The organism is Dentiradicibacter hellwigii (assembly GCF_041770905.1).
Lineage (GTDB): Bacteria > Pseudomonadota > Gammaproteobacteria > Burkholderiales > Rhodocyclaceae > Propionivibrio > Propionivibrio hellwigii.
Genome location: NZ_JBEUWX010000002.1, coordinates 270,035 through 284,786 on the forward strand (window position 1 = coordinate 270,035; position 14,752 = coordinate 284,786).

Annotated in this window: 16 protein-coding genes; 10 read left to right on the plus strand and 6 right to left on the minus strand. The window is 56.4% G+C overall.

The window, feature by feature from the left end; translation table 11 throughout:
* Position 1 precedes the first annotated feature (1 nt).
* From ABCS64_RS03540 to ABCS64_RS03550, 3 genes are all read left to right on the plus strand, one after another.
* Entirely contained in the window at positions 2-814 is an 813-nt protein-coding gene (locus tag ABCS64_RS03540; protein WP_418890541.1) for a 3'-5' exonuclease, read from the plus strand.
* Between the two features lie 94 nt (positions 815-908).
* A complete protein-coding gene (locus tag ABCS64_RS03545) occupies positions 909-2,654 on the plus strand; it encodes an NAD+ synthase (RefSeq protein ID WP_418890542.1) in 1,746 nt (581 codons plus the stop codon).
* 79 nt (positions 2,655-2,733) lie between these two features.
* Positions 2,734-3,072, plus strand: a complete 339-nt coding sequence (locus tag ABCS64_RS03550; protein ID WP_418890543.1) for a P-II family nitrogen regulator — start codon at positions 2,734-2,736, stop codon at positions 3,070-3,072.
* A 283-nt stretch (positions 3,073-3,355) separates the two neighbouring features.
* On the opposite strand, the gene ABCS64_RS03555 is transcribed toward ABCS64_RS03550, so the two are convergent.
* From ABCS64_RS03555 to ABCS64_RS03580, 6 genes are all read right to left on the minus strand, one after another.
* Positions 3,356-3,982: a hypothetical protein gene (locus ABCS64_RS03555; RefSeq protein WP_418890544.1), complete on the minus strand. Its 627-nt coding sequence runs from the start codon at positions 3,980-3,982 to the stop codon at positions 3,356-3,358.
* A gap of 12 nt (positions 3,983-3,994) precedes the next feature.
* The gene (locus ABCS64_RS03560; protein ID WP_418890545.1) at positions 3,995-4,132 is read right to left on the minus strand and encodes a hypothetical protein; all 138 of its coding nucleotides are present in this window, start codon (positions 4,130-4,132) and stop codon (positions 3,995-3,997) included.
* 1,139 nt (positions 4,133-5,271) lie between these two features.
* Positions 5,272-5,733 (minus strand): hypothetical protein, encoded by a 462-nt coding sequence (locus ABCS64_RS03565; RefSeq protein WP_418890546.1) that lies wholly within the window; start codon positions 5,731-5,733, stop codon positions 5,272-5,274.
* A gap of 834 nt (positions 5,734-6,567) precedes the next feature.
* Positions 6,568-7,128, minus strand: a complete 561-nt coding sequence (locus ABCS64_RS03570) for a DUF3106 domain-containing protein (RefSeq protein ID WP_418890547.1) — start codon at positions 7,126-7,128, stop codon at positions 6,568-6,570.
* Positions 7,104-7,481 (minus strand): DUF3619 family protein, encoded by a 378-nt coding sequence (locus ABCS64_RS03575; RefSeq protein WP_418890548.1) that lies wholly within the window; start codon positions 7,479-7,481, stop codon positions 7,104-7,106. Before ABCS64_RS03575 ends, ABCS64_RS03570 begins: the two co-directional genes overlap by 25 nt.
* Positions 7,478-8,065, minus strand: a complete 588-nt coding sequence (locus ABCS64_RS03580; protein WP_418891867.1) for an RNA polymerase sigma factor — start codon at positions 8,063-8,065, stop codon at positions 7,478-7,480. Before ABCS64_RS03580 ends, ABCS64_RS03575 begins: the two co-directional genes overlap by 4 nt.
* 125 nt (positions 8,066-8,190) lie before the next feature.
* On the opposite strand from ABCS64_RS03580, the gene ilvB reads away from it, so the two are divergent.
* The 7 genes from ilvB to kduI all read left to right on the plus strand — a co-directional run bounded on the left by ilvB (position 8,191) and on the right by kduI (position 14,743).
* On the plus strand, positions 8,191-9,900 hold the full coding sequence (gene ilvB, locus ABCS64_RS03585; RefSeq protein ID WP_418890549.1) for a biosynthetic-type acetolactate synthase large subunit: 1,710 nt from the start codon (positions 8,191-8,193) through the stop codon (positions 9,898-9,900).
* Between the two features lie 11 nt (positions 9,901-9,911).
* A complete protein-coding gene (gene ilvN / locus ABCS64_RS03590) occupies positions 9,912-10,409 on the plus strand; it encodes an acetolactate synthase small subunit (protein WP_418890550.1) in 498 nt (165 codons plus the stop codon).
* Between the two features lie 70 nt (positions 10,410-10,479).
* The gene (ilvC, locus tag ABCS64_RS03595) at positions 10,480-11,496 is read left to right on the plus strand and encodes a ketol-acid reductoisomerase (protein WP_418890551.1); all 1,017 of its coding nucleotides are present in this window, start codon (positions 10,480-10,482) and stop codon (positions 11,494-11,496) included.
* Between the two features lie 245 nt (positions 11,497-11,741).
* Positions 11,742-12,392 carry a phosphatidylserine decarboxylase gene (locus ABCS64_RS03600; protein WP_418890552.1) on the plus strand — a complete coding sequence of 217 codons (651 nt, stop codon included), beginning with the start codon at positions 11,742-11,744 and terminating at the stop codon, positions 12,390-12,392.
* A 40-nt stretch (positions 12,393-12,432) separates the two neighbouring features.
* A complete protein-coding gene (locus ABCS64_RS03605; RefSeq protein WP_418890553.1) occupies positions 12,433-13,401 on the plus strand; it encodes a C-terminal binding protein in 969 nt (322 codons plus the stop codon).
* Positions 13,402-13,456: 55 nt separating this feature from the next.
* Positions 13,457-13,816: a cupin domain-containing protein gene (locus tag ABCS64_RS03610; protein WP_418890554.1), complete on the plus strand. Its 360-nt coding sequence runs from the start codon at positions 13,457-13,459 to the stop codon at positions 13,814-13,816.
* Positions 13,817-13,906: 90 nt separating this feature from the next.
* Entirely contained in the window at positions 13,907-14,743 is an 837-nt protein-coding gene (gene kduI, locus ABCS64_RS03615) for a 5-dehydro-4-deoxy-D-glucuronate isomerase (protein WP_418890555.1), read from the plus strand.
* Positions 14,744-14,752 lie beyond the last annotated feature (9 nt).

Genomic DNA, 14,752 nt, shown 5'->3' on the forward strand with positions numbered 1-14,752 from the left:
GATGTTTCCCGTACTTGTCTTCGATATTGAAACGATTCCTGACGTGGCCGGCGTGCGTCGCCTGTACAACCTTGACGCTGCCCTCTCCGACGCGGAGGTCGCCGAACTTGCCTTCCAGCAGCGGCGCGCCCAGAACGGCAGCGATTTTTTGCCCCTGCATTTACAGCGCATCGCGGTGATTTCCTGTGCACTGCGCACGGCAAAAGACCTGAAAGTCTGGTCGCTGGCCGAACCGGAACAGCATGAAGGCGAAATCATTCAGCGTTTTTTCGACGGCATCGAGCGGTTTACGCCGCAGCTTGTCTCGTGGAATGGCGGCGGTTTCGACCTGCCCGTGCTGCACTACCGCGGGCTGATTCATGGCGTCGCCGCGCCGCGCTACTGGGATTTCGGTGACGGTGATTTTGCCGACAGCCGCGATTTCAAGTGGAACAACTACATCAACCGCTACCACACGCGCCATCTCGACCTGATGGATCTGTTGGCGCTGTATCAGCCGCGCGCCAATGCGCCGCTGGACGACCTGGCTAAACTGATCGGCTTTCCCGGCAAGCTGGGCATGGATGGCGGCAAGGTCTGGGAGGCATGGCTGGCCGGCGAAATCGCCGGTATCCGCGATTATTGCGAAACCGACGTTATAAATACCTATCTTGTTTCGCTCCGTTTCCGCCTGATGCGCGGCGAGCTGACGAAAACAGAGTACGAGGCGGAAATTGCCTATGTGCGCGCGGAACTGGCCCGGCTGGATAAGCCGCACTGGCGGGAATTCCTCGCGGCCTGGCCGCCGGCGCCGGCTGTCGATACGCTGCCCTGAGTTTCTGGAAAGAAGGCGCAGGCGGCGGCAAGCGCATCGTGGCCGCCCGCTGCCGCATCGATCGTTACGGTTATTACGCTGATTGTTCATACCTATGTCACTCAAGATTGCAATGGCCCAGATCAACCCGGTACTGGGCGATCTGGCGGGGAATACGGCGAAGATTCTTGCTGCGGCCCGGCGCGCCCGGGCGCAGGGGGCCGATCTCTTACTGACGCCGGAACTGGCGCTGTGCGGCGATTCGCCGGAAGATCTGCTGCTGCGCCAGGATTTTTATGCAGCGTGCGATGCCGCGCTCGAAACCCTTGCCACGGCGCCGGAAGCGGCGGGCATCCTGCTGCTCGTCGGCCATCCGCTGATGCACGAAGGGCGGCGTTTTGACGCAGCGACCCTGCTGGGGGCAGGTCGCCGGCTGGCCACCTGCCACAAACGCTACTTTCCGGATTTTTCCGATTTTCAGGCCGCTGATGCACAGCGTTACTTTGCGGCGGGCGAGGGGGCGACCCAGAATCATGCGGCGGATTGTGAGACGAATCGTGCGACGAATTGCGCATCGGCCGACGATGTTTGCGTGATCGACATCAATGGGGTGCGCTGCGCTGTCGCCATCGGCACGGATGCGGAGGCGGAGGGTGTTGCCGAGGCGGCGCGTGCTGCCGGGGCGCAATTGCTGCTCTCGCCCGCTGCGTCGCCGTATCGCATGGGCGCGCCGTCTGAGCGCGTTGCCCGCTTGCGCGCACGGGCCAAGGCGGCGGGGTTGCCGGTCATCCGGGTCAATCTGGTGGGCGGGCAGGATGAGCAGGTGTTCGACGGCGCTTCTTTTGCGCTCGATGCGCACGGCGAACTGTGCTGCCGCCTGCCGGCTTTTGAGGAAGCGCTGGAAATCGTCGAATTTGCCGGAGCGCGCAGCGAAGGCGGAGAGGGTGGCGAAGGCGGAGAGGGCGCAGCGCTCACCGGCGCTTTACGCCAGGGTCAGGTTGCTGCGCAGCAAGCGCTTGAAGCGGAGGTCTACCAGGCGCTCGTACTGGGCGTGCGCGACTATCTGGGGAAAAATGGCTTCCCCGGTGCGCTCCTCGGCCTGTCCGGCGGCATCGACTCGGCGCTGGTGCTGGCGATTGCCGTCGATGCGCTGGGTGCCGACAAGGTTCGCGCCGTCATGATGCCTTCGCCCTACACGGCCGAAATCAGCCTGGCCGATGCGCGCGACATGGCGCGCCGGCTGGGCGTGCGCTACGAAGAAATCCCGATCGCGCCGGGCATGGCGGCGTTTGAGACGATGCTGGCGCCCGCCTTTTCCGGGCTGCCCGCCGATACGACGGAAGAAAACATTCAAGCGCGCATTCGCGGCTCGCTGCTGATGGCGCTTTCCAACAAAACGGGCGCGCTGGTGCTAACAACCGGCAACAAATCGGAAATCGCCGTTGGCTACTGCACCCTCTATGGCGACATGGCCGGCGGCCTTGCCGTCCTCAAGGACGTCAAGAAAACGCTGGTGTATCGGCTGGCGCGCTGGCGCAACAGCGTCTCTAGCGTCATTCCGGAGCGCATCATCACCCGCCCGCCTTCGGCGGAACTCAAGCCGGGGCAGACCGATCAGGACAGCCTGCCGCCTTATGAAACGCTCGACGCCATTGTCGAAGCGTATGTGGAATACGGCCAAAGCGCGCAGGAGATTATTGCGCAGGGCTTTGCCGAAGCCGACGTGCGGCGCGTGCTGAGTCTGCTGCGCATCAACGAATACAAGCGCCGCCAGGCGCCGATCGGCATCCGCGTGACGCGGCGCAGTTTCGGCCAGGACTGGCGTTACCCGGTGACTAACCGCTATCGCGGCGCCTATTGAATCTTGAGCGTTCCGCCCGCTTCGTGCGGCGGCCGCAACCGGCGCCGCATGGGCATTATTCTTTTCGGAGCATCCGGCAATGAAAAAAATCGAAGCCATTATCAAACCCTTCAAACTCGACGAGGTGCGCGAAGCCCTTTCCGAAACCGGCGTTTCCGGCCTGACCGTAACGGAAGTCAAAGGATTCGGGCGGCAGAAAGGCCATACCGAGCTGTATCGCGGGGCGGAATACGTGGTTGATTTTCTGCCCAAGGTAAAGGTCGAAGTCGTCGTGCCGGACGATACCGTCGAAAGCGTCATCGAAGCCATCATCAAGGCGGCCCGAACCGGCAAGATCGGCGACGGCAAGATTTTCATCTCCGGCGTCGAGCAGGTCGTGCGCATCCGCACCGGCGAAATGGGCGAAAACGCCCTCTGATCGGGAGAGGCGTTCAGGATCGGGGGCAGCCACGCCAGGCCGCCCACACCACGCCGCACCACGCACAAGAGCAACGAACGCCCGGATGGCATTGACCAAGCATTGACCCGCCGCCCTTCAATCATGCTCACGCGGTTTGCAGGTAAAGCACTGATGATCTGGCGCCGGAAAACGCTGCGAACCCAAGCGGGCAATAGCGGCGGGATTTCTGCTATTTATTTTTTAGTATTTTTTGTAATCCCCTAATTGCATTAACGCTGCAATCTATACAGTTTTTCTGATACTATTCCTTATAATAATCTTTACTGATTAAATACATAAAATATTTAAAATAAGCTTTTATTGAAGTAAAAACTACTACTGTTATGATACAGAAAAAACCCAACCTATAAAACGACCATTCATACCATATTACGAATGCACTATAGTTTTGCTCATGTTGAGACATATAAGGTACGTCTCCTATAAATTTTTCAATAAAAGTAAGATATATTGCATACCCAAAAAATGATAACAAAGCTATAAAACATATGGTCATGCGTAATGTAATCTTATTCTTTTTGGAGGGTAATGGAATTTCAGTTTTACAATTATCTGTTATTGTACCTATTGCATAAGCATTCCACAATTTTAACGGAATAAAAATGAGTGTCGTGACCATATATATTCTTGCTTTTTCATTAGCTACGGACCATATTGATGGAATTCTTGACTCAAGAATCAAGGTTAATTGAGATAACAAACCTATTTTTTCAATCGGTAAATAAGCCAGCCCAAACTCAACGCATAGTATTATAAAAAACCATGCTGCTGCCATTCCGCGGTAATGTTTTATTTTATAATCTTGTATTTTGGTACTTTTCATAGAAGCTTTTAATACGAATAAAAAACCATTCTGACTGATATTCATTAATACAGTTTTTCACTTTTTATTATTTATATTCTTGATTTGTTTAATCACTCTTCCGCCCGTCTGATCCGAAAAACAAATTGCCCACAGCGGCCGCCTGACGTGCGGCATACGAATTTGATTTTTGCCTTGCATCTGGCGATAGGCCATACAGCGTCTCCTTGGGTAAAGTCTCTTGAGAGTCAGGCACCGTCAGCAAAAACGATGCGAGCAGGCTAGTCTTCTGATATACGGCTGTCAATGGGCTGGAATAGGAAGTGTGGAAAGATGCAGCGCTTCTTAAATTTTTGGGGCGTGGCTTTATATGGAAAGAGGCAGCGATGCGCTGGTGGTACGCGACCGGCTGGCTTGTGGTTTGCGGCGATAGCGACGGCGACGAGGCGTGCTGCTCGTTTTTTACTGTGGCTTACCAAGTTGCTGTTTGCGTGTTCTGGGTGTGACGCCCGGCTATCTAAATCGGCTGGCCTGAAGCCCGCGTCAATAGGGCGTTTGCGGGCAGGTAGGCTGGAAACCCGCGTGGAATAGGTGTTTCAGCCGTGGGTGACCGGAAATGCCCGTAAACAGTGGGCTGGCGGGCAGAGTCTCCGGAAATGCCCGTTTTACGCAGGGTTCGGGGCAGGTGTTGTGGCGATTGTTGTCGTAGGTCTGTGGTGGTGTTATGGCAGGTATGCGGCCGCCAGCGGTTCAACCGGCGATGTTTCCTTCCCGCGCGACCGGCGGTGCAAGGTAAGGCACTGTCGAAGCGCCGACAGCCGAAGTGATGCTTTGCTCTTGCGTGACCAGTGGTGCGCCGGTGATGCGCGGGCGGCTGCGGGATGTTCGAGACGGCAAACCAAGATTTATCCACGCTTTGCAGAAACTTCGTTTTTTCGGCTGTGCTGGCTCGTTGCTCGCGGTTTGCGGTTCACGGCGACGAGGCGTACAGCTCATTTTTCCGTAGCGGCATTGCCGGCTTGTGACTTGTAGCTCGCGGCAATAGCGATGGCGACGAGGCGTGCTGCTCGTTTTCTACTGTGGCTTGCCGAGTTGCTGTCTGCGCCTTTCAGATGTGCTCGGCTATCTAAATCGGCCGGCCGCAAGCCCGCGTCAATAGGGTGTTTGCGGGCTGGTAGTCTGGAAACCCGCGTAAACAGTGGGCTAGCGGATAGGTCGGCTGGAAACACCCGTAAATGCTGGGCTGGCGGGCAGCCCCTCCGGAAATGCCCGTTTTACGCGGGGTTTAGGGCAGGCAGTACGAAATCTTTCGTCATTGTCCATACTTTGCGGGTTTGGGGCTGGTCGGCAAAGCTTCAGGCAAAGGCTTCCCGAAGAATCATGAATGCTATAAAAGACGAAACAAACATAGAGAAAATGAGCACCGCAAAGGCTTGAAAGAGAGACTGAGTTGATATTAAAGCACTTTCTTCGTCACTAATGTCACGAAGATAATCTGATTGATTGAGTTTTTTAAAGAACTCAGAATAAATAGAAATATCTTTTCTATAAAAGTGAATAGCAAAAACAATGCACATAAATAATATTGATAAGTAAATATACAGCATATTGCTCTTGATAAAATCTATAACGGGAATATTTTTATCAGGTGCACTTTCTAAAGACACATATGTAGTACAAACTCCTGCTACTACTCCACCCAAGGAGTGTGTACGCAGCATATCCTTTGTTCTTTTATAGAGCGCTTTTCTCTTCTTTAATGGCATTTCTTTATCTACCGACGTGTCAGTAGTATTTTTATTTGTGGAGTTTTTCATTTCTCGCCCTTTTTGATAGATTGAGTATTTTTAATATTCAAATACCACAATATACTTTTTTGCAATAAAATATTATTTATGGGGCTTAACAAATTTCTGGAAAAAGTGCTGTAATGATTACAGGATATAGAGTGTTTTGTAAAAGACGTTGTATTTTTCATCCTTGTGCCTCTTGCTTTGATGAGACACTGAGTATGAAGATATTTCGATACGTTAGCTTTGAGCGCTGTCTCAATATCAGAAAGTAATACGTGGCAGGCTAGTCCTGCGTTACCCAATTGTCAATGGGTTGGAATAAGGATTGTGGAAAAGTGCAGTGGATGTAGTGCTCTTAAATTTTTGGGGCGTGGCTTTGTACGAAAAGAGGCAGTGATGCGCTGGTGGTACGCGGCCGGCTGATTTGTGGTTTGCGGCGATAGCGACGGCGATGAGGCACACTACTCGTTTTTTACTGTGGCTTGCCGAGTTGCTGTCTGCGCCTTTCAGATGTGCTCGGTTATCTAAATCTTCCGGCCGCAAGCCCGCGTCAATAGGGCGTTTGCGGGTAGGCTGCCCGGAAACCCGCGTAAACAGTGGGCTAGCGGATAAGTCGGCTGGAAACGCCCGTAAACAGTGGGCTTGCGGGCAGCCCCTCCGGAAATGCCCGTTTTACGCGGGGTTCAGGGCGGCCTTGTGGCGGGGGTATGGCAGGTGTTGTCGTCGGTCTGTGGTGGGTGCTGTGGTGGGTCTGCGGCCGCCAGCGGTGGTAATTCAGCCGGCAATGCGTCCTTCCTGCGCGGCTGGCGGTCGCGGCGCTTTGCCGTGCTGCCGTGCCCTAGGAAACGATTGGGTGTGTTATTGGGCGTCGGGGGTTTGGGGGGATTCGGTCGGGGCGGGCGCTGCCGGCGTGTCGGCGGGATTGGGCGCTGGGGAGGGGGTGGGGGGTGGGGCGGCCGGGCGCGTTGTTTGCGATTGCGGGGGCTTGGCGGCCATTTTCTTGAGTTTTTCTTTTTCTTCTTCCGGAAGGCTGGAGTAGGCTTTCCATTGCTGGCGCAGCTGTTCTCTTTGCGCCGCAGGCATTTGCGCCATTTCCTGGAAAAATTCGCGGGCGGCGATGCGTTCTTCGTTTGTCAGTTTGGACCAGGTTTGCATCTGTTCCTGAACCCGCCGTTGTTCTTGCGGGGTCATTTCAGGAAAGCGGCTGGCGATGGTGAGCCAGGTTTTCTGGCGGTAGGCTTCCATGGCATCCCAGTCGTCGCAAAGCGGGGCGAGGATGATTTTCTGCGCAGTCGTCAGTTCATACCACATGGGCTGCGGCGGCGTGGCCATGAGTACCGGGCCGGAGGGCGCCGCCCAGGCAGGCGCCGTTAGGAATATGCCGGCGATCGCTGCTAGGGCGATGCCTGTTTGAGCCATGCGTTGAATCCTTTGTCGGTGTAGGCATTGACCGGAAGGTCGCCGGCCAGCAGGGCGCTGTCGATTTCGCTCAGTTCGTTGACTTGCCGGTCGGCCAGCCAGAATGTCGTCAATACGGCGGCTGCGACCAGCGCCAGCGCTGCGATGAGTTGGTTGTAGTGGCGCGGGATGTCGAGATGAATATTCAGGAAGCTGCCGGCCGTTGCTAGCGATGATTGCGCGACGGCCTGTTTTTGATGCGCCAGTGCGATGCGGCGCGCTTGCGCCAGGCGATCCGCCGTTGCCTGCGGCAGGTCGTGCAGCCCTTGCTCCAGGTGTTTCCGGATCTGGCAGGCAAACTGTTGTTCGTTCATAGCGTGATTCCTTTGGTTCTCAATGCCTTGGCGAGCGTGTGCGTTGCGCGGGAGCAGTGCGTTTTGACACTGCCTTCGGAGCAGCCCATTGCTGCGGCGGTTTCCGCAACATCCATTTCTTCCCAGTAACGCATGAGAAAAGCCTGGCGTTGACGCGCCGGTAGAGATTTTATTTCGTTTTCGATGGCTTTGAGGATTTCCGACTGTTCCAGTTGTCCGTGCGGGGTGTTGGGGGTGCTGGTTTCGGTGTTGACTTCCAGCGTTTCGAGCGGGTCGAACTCTTCGTCCTTGTCGCTGGTGGTCAGCGAAGAGAGTAGGGTTGTCCACAGTGAACGCACTTTGCTGCGCCGGTAGTAATCGCGAATTGCGTTTTGCAGGATGCGCTGGAAGAGCAGCGGTAATTCGCCCGCCGGGCGGTCTCCGTATTTTTCGGCAAGGCGCAGCATCGCGTCCTGCACGATGTCAAGCGCGGTGTCTTCGTCCTTGACCGCAAAAACCGCCTGTTTGAAGGCGCGGCGTTCGGTTGCGGTAAGAAAATCAGAGAGTTCGCGTTGACTGGCCAGAGAGGGATCCTTGCTGAAAATTTAAGTCGATGTTTCCCGGCGTTTTCCAGGGTTTCCAAGGCCTTGTAGCCTTGACCAATGACCGGCTAAACGGTACTGTTACGCCGTATTTCCGCTTGTTAAAACGAATGATAAGGCAAACACCAATGACGATGATGACCGGCGCCGAAATTGTGATCAGGTGCCTTCAGGAAGAAAAAGTTGATTACGTGTTCGGTTATCCCGGAGGCGCCGTTTTACATCTATATGACGAACTTTTCAAGCAGGATAAGGTTCCCAGGGTTCGCCATATTTTGACCCGGCATGAGCAGGGCGCCGTACACGCGGCCGATGGACTGGCGCGATCGACCGGCAGGGTCGGCGTGGCGCTGGTGACTTCCGGACCGGGCGCGACCAACGCCGTGACGGGCATTGCGACGGCTTATATGGATTCGATTCCCCTGGTTGTGCTCACGGGGCAGGTGCCGACTTCCTATATCGGTCAGGACGCCTTTCAGGAAGTCGATGCCGTTGGTGTGACCCGACATTGCGTCAAGCATAATTTCCTGATCAAGCACGTCGAGGATATCGCCGTGACGATGAAAAAGGCGTTCTACATCGCTCAGACAGGTCGCCCGGGGCCCGTCGTCATCGATATTCCCAAGGATGTTACAGCGGCCAAATGCAGGTTTGAATACCCGGCCGAGATTCATATGCGCTCTTATAACCCCATTGTGAAAGGGCATTCCGGGCAGATCAGGAAAGCGGTTAATCTGCTGCTAAACGCCAAACGCCCGATTATCTATACGGGTGGCGGGGTGATTCTGGGCAATGCCGCCGAAGCTCTGACCGCGCTGGCGCGCCGTCTGGGGGCGCCGGTAACCAATACGCTGATGGGCTTGGGCGGGTTTCCGGGAACCGATCCGCAGTTTTTGGGCATGTTGGGCATGCACGGCACGCTGGAAGCGAATCTGGCGATGCAGCATAGTGACGTGGTGCTGGCCGTCGGCGCGCGTTTCGATGACCGGGTGATCGGCAACCCCGAACATTTCCTTTCGGTGCCGCACAAGATCATTCATATCGACGTCGATCCCGCGTCGATTTCCAAGCGCGTGCCGGTCGATGTGCCCATCGTTGGCGACGTTGCCGACGTGCTCGAAGAAATGAATCGGCTGTTGGAGACTGAATCCGGCAAGCCCGATCTGGCGAAATGGTGGGAAGAAATTGAAGGATGGCGGGCGAGGGCGTGTCTGAAGTACAAGATGGGCAAAAAAATCATGCCGCAGTTCGCCATTGAAACGCTTTGGAAAGTGACTGAAGGCAAGGCGTTTGTCGCTTCCGACGTCGGGCAGCATCAGATGTGGGCTGCGCAGTATTACAAATTCGACATGCCGCGCCGCTGGCTCAATTCGGGTGGTCTGGGCACGATGGGCGTGGGTCTTCCCTATGCCATGGGCGCGGCGATGGCTCACCCCGGGCAGCCGGTTGCGTGCATTACCGGCGACGGGTCGATCCAGATGTGCATCCAGGAATTGGCGACGATCAAGCAATATCGCCTGCCGATCAAGATTCTTTGCCTGAACAACAACTATCTGGGCATGGTGCGGCAGTGGCAGGAAATGTTCTACGACCGGCGCTATTCGCAAACCCATATGGAGTTTGCGCCGGATTTCGTCAAGCTGGCCGAGGCTTACGGTCATATCGGACTGCGTGTCGAGCGGCCGGAGGATCTGGAACCGGCCTTACGCAAGGCGTTCTTCGAGCACAAGGACGAAACCGTATTTCTGGATATTCGTACGAATCCGGAAGCCAATGTGTTCCCGATGGTGGCGGCCGGCAAAGGGCTGTCTGAAATCGTTCTGGCCGAATGTTTATGAGGAAGCCCGATATGCGACACATTATTTCAGTTTTGCTGGAGAACGAATCTGGCGCGCTTTCCCGCGTGGCCGGGCTGTTTTCGGCGCGCGGCTACAACATCGAAACGCTGACGGTCGCACCGACCGAGGATGCCTCGCTCTCGCGCCTGACCATCGTGACGAATGGCAGCGACGAGATCATTGAGCAGATCACCAAGCAGCTGAACAAACTGATCGACGTCGTCAAAGTCGTCGATCTTTCCGAAGCGGCGCACATTGAACGCGAACTGATGCTAATCAAGGTACGTGCTTCCGGTAAGGATCGTGAGGAGATGAAGCGGATGGTCGATATTTTCCGCGGTCATGTCGTCGATGTGACCGAAACGACCTATGTCATTGAATTAACGGGCAGTTGCTCGAAACTGGACTCTTTCATTCAGGCCATCGACGCCAGACTGATTCTTGAAACGGTTCGCACGGGCATTAGCGGTATTGGCCGCGGGGACCGGATTCTCAGAGTCCAGGCATGATCGGGTTTAACAGCATGCCGTTTGTTTGTTGATAGACGGTTTTTTTCATCGCACAGTTGAAAGGCAAAACATGAAAGTGTATTACGACAAGGACGCCGACCTCTCGCTCATCAAAGGCAAAAAGGTGACGATCATCGGCTATGGCTCGCAAGGCCATGCGCATGCCCAGAATCTGACCGACTCCGGCGTCAAGGTCACGGTGGGTCTGCGCAAAGGCGGTGCTTCTTGGAGCAAGGCGGTAAAGGCTGGCCTCAAGGTTGAAGAAGTCGCCAAAGCGGTCAAAGGCGCCGATGTCGTAATGATGCTGCTGCCCGACGAAAATATTCCGGGCGTGTATTCCAGCGAAGTGGTGCCGAACATCAAAAAAGGCGCAACCCTTGCCTTTGCCCACGGATTTAATATTCACTACAACCAGGTCGTGCCGCGCGAGGATCTCGATGTCATTATGGTTGCGCCCAAAGGGCCGGGCCACACGGTGCGTTCCGAATACCTCAAAGGCGGCGGTGTGCCTCAGCTGATCGCCGTCTATCAGGATAAATCCGGCAAGGCACGGGACATCGCTTTGTCGTATGCGGCGGCCAATGGCGGTACCAAGGCGGGCGTTATCGAAACGACCTTCCGCGAAGAGACCGAAACCGACCTGTTTGGTGAACAGACGGTGCTATGCGGCGGCTGCGTCGAACTCGTCAAAATGGGTTTCGAGACGCTGGTTGAAGCCGGCTATGCGCCGGAAATGGCGTACTTTGAATGTCTGCACGAACTCAAGCTGATCGTCGATCTGATGTACGAAGGCGGTATCGCCACGATGAATTACTCGGTGTCGAACAATGCCGAATACGGTGAATACGTCACCGGGGCGAAGGTCATCAACGCGCAGTCGCGTACCGCCATGCGTGAAGCGCTAGCGCGTATCCAAAATGGCGAATACGCCAGGCAGTTTATCCTTGAGGGCAACACCAACTATCCGTCGATGACCGCCTACCGCCGTTTGACCGCCGAACACCAGATTGAAAAGATCGGCGCCAAGCTGCGCGACATGATGCCTTGGATTAAGAAAAACAAGCTGGTCGATCAGTCGAAAAACTAACTTTTAACTGATCTGCCAATGCAGCGGAACCGTCGATAGGTAATCGCCCAACCGGCCGGAAGCGTGCGGCGGTCAAGGCATGGTTCGTCGTTTTTGCTGCGCATCCCGGAATCTTGGGCGGTCTTGCCGATCGTGCGGCGCCGCCCAAGGCGTTTCCGGGCGGGTTTTTTGAACTGGTTTTTTTGGATTGACCGCCGCAGTGCTCCGGATTGCCCGGATTCTGAGGCCCAACCAATGAGGTATTAATGAATTATCCGCATCCCATCATTGCCAGGGAAGGCTGGCGCTTCATCGCCGTGAGTCTGGTGCTGGCGCTGATTGTGTCGCCGTATGGCTTTTGGTCTGTGCCGTTCTGGTTGGCCTTCTTTTTTTGCCTGCAGTTTTTCCGCGATCCGGCACGTACCATCGCCGGCGGATCAAACAGCATCGTTGCGCCGGCGGATGGGCGTATCGTCGTCGTTGAGGAGGCCGAGGATCCCTACCTGAAACGCCGGGCGCTCAAGATCAGCGTTTTCATGAATGTTTTCAATGTGCACTCCAACCGCGCGCCGGTTGCCAGCGTCGTGCAGGAAAAATGGTACAACCGCGGTTCTTTTCTCAATGCTTCGCTGGACAAAGCCTCAAGCGAGAATGAACGCTGCGCCCTGCACCTGAAAACGACCGATGGGCAGGATGTGACCTGCGTGCAGATCGCCGGACTCATTGCCCGGCGAATCCTCAATTACGCTTCGGTCAGTATGAAACTGGTGGCAGGGCAACGCTATGGCTTTATCCGCTTTGGCTCGCGCGTCGATGTGTATCTGCCGCTTGACGCGAAAGTCAAGGTCGTGATCGGGGAAAAAGTGTTCGCATCGAGCACGGTTCTGGCTGAACTGGTGCCGTCCGGATCGCATTGATGGCCGGGCCCTTCAACCTTGACATGGAAAGGAGCGCGGTGTGAGTCACGATCGTACCGTCATCGTTGCGGATTGCGACCACGCAAATATTGAGGCCGAGCGGCAGGCGCTGGCGGATGTCTGCCAGAATGTGCGCTGGCTGCATTGCCGCACCGAGGATGAAGTGATCGTACAGTGCGCCGAGGCGGAGGCGCTGCTTGTCCAGTATGCGCCGCTGACGCGCCGGGTGCTGGCGCATCTGCGGCAGTGCCGCGTTATCGTCCGTTACGGCGTGGGCGTCGATACGGTTGATCTGAAAGCGGCCGCTGAACGCGGCATCGTCGTCAGCAATGTCCCTGATTACGGCACGCAGGAAGTGGCCGACCATGCGCTGGCGCTGATGCTTTGTCTGACGCGGAAAATTGCGCTGGCCAATGCGCAGGTGAAGCGCGGTGTCTGGGACTTTCGTGAAACGCGGCCGGTCTTCCGTTTGCAGGGCAAGACGTTGGGCATTATCGGCGGCGGCCGCATCGGGCGTGCAATGGCGGGCCGCTGCCAGGCGCTGGGAATGCGGATCCTGGTGCACGATCCGTATGCCGCGCCGGAGGGCTTGCCGGATTTTATGGCGTCCGCTGATCTGGAAACCTTGCTACAAACCTCCGACGTCGTGTCGCTGCATTGCCCGTTGACGACGGATGCGCCGCATTCCACGGCCCATCTGCTTGACGAAGCGCGCCTGCGCCATATGAAGCCGACGGCGTATCTGATCAATACAGCGCGTGGTCGGATCGTCGATGAAGCGGCGCTGGCGCGGGCGCTGGCTGAAGGACGGCTGGCGGGCGCGGCCTTTGACGTGCTGGCCGAGGAGCCGGCGCGCGCGGATCATCCCCTGTTCGCGCACGAAAACTTTTTGTGCACGCCGCACATGGCCTGGCATTCGACGGAATCGGCGCAGGAACTCAAGCGCAAGGCGGCGGAAGAAGCACGGCGGGTATTGCTCGGCGAAGCGCCGCATTACCGGGTTAATTAAGGGCAGTGTGGCATGTGGTGTCGCCGTATGGTGGTGAATAAGGAAAAAGCGCGTGATGAATGAGACGTTGAATACCCCTTTGTTTTTCCCGGATGCGGCGCTGACGACGGAAACGCTCGTAGCAGGCAAGGTCAGCCGCAAAATCCGCGCCCATGGCGGCGGCTTGATGATCGTCGAAATTTTTCTCCAGCAGGGCGCGGTCGGCGATGTGCATCATCATCCGCACGAGCAAATCTGTTATTGCCTGGAGGGGGAATTTGAATTTTTGCTGGACGGTCGGCGGCATCTGCTCAAGGCGGGCGATTCGGTTTATGTGCCACCTTCGGTGCCGCACGGGGCGACTTGTCTTGTCGAGGGCAGGCTGCTCGATATTTTTACGCCGCAGCGCGAGGATTTTCTCGGCAAAAAACCGTAGCTGCCGGTCAATTACCCGCCGGTTACGGGCGAATTTTCGGCTGCCACCACGGCGCTGTTCGGAAGGCGATAAATCTTTGATGGAGAAGCGATGAAACTGGATATTCGTTATGCGCATCACCCGGAAGATGTGAAGCGCTATGATACGGCGGCGTTGCGCCGGCATTTTCTCGTTGAACAGGTTTTTGTGACCGGCGAATTGCGTTTGACGTATACGCATGTCGATCGCGTCGTTTTTGGCGGTGCGGTGCCTACGTCGGAAGCCCTGGCGCTACAAGGCGGCAAGACGTTCGGTACGCCGAATTTTCTTGACCGGCGCGAACTGGGAATCGTCAATTTGGGCGAGCGCGGCCGCGTGAACGTCGATGGGCAGGTGCAGAGCCTGGAAAACGGCGAAGGGATGTACGTCGGCATGGGGACGGCGAGCGTCGCCTTCGAGAGCGACGACCCGGCGCAGCCGGCTAAGTTTTACCTGGTCAGTTGCCCGGCGCACACCACATATCCAACGGTGCACATTACCCGCCAGATGGCCAACCCGCGCAAGCTCGGTTTGACCGAGAGCTGCAACGTGCGCACGATCAACCAGTACGTGCATCCCGCCGTCTGCAAGAGCTGCCAGCTGGCACTCGGCGTGACTGTGCTGGAACCGGGCAGCGTGTGGAACACCTTCCCACCGCACACGCACGAGCGGCGCATGGAGGTGTATCTCTACTTCGGCATGGCGCCGGAAACACGGATCTTCCACCTGCACGGGCAGCCGCAGGAAACGCGGCATCTCGTCGTTGCCAATGAACAGGCGGTGATTTCGCCGTCCTGGTCGATCCATTCCGGCGTCGGCACCGGGCCGTATGCTTTTGTTTGGGCGATGGCTGGCGAAAACCAGACATTTGACGATATGGATGGGCTGGCGCCCGGCGATCTGCGTTGACGGATGGGC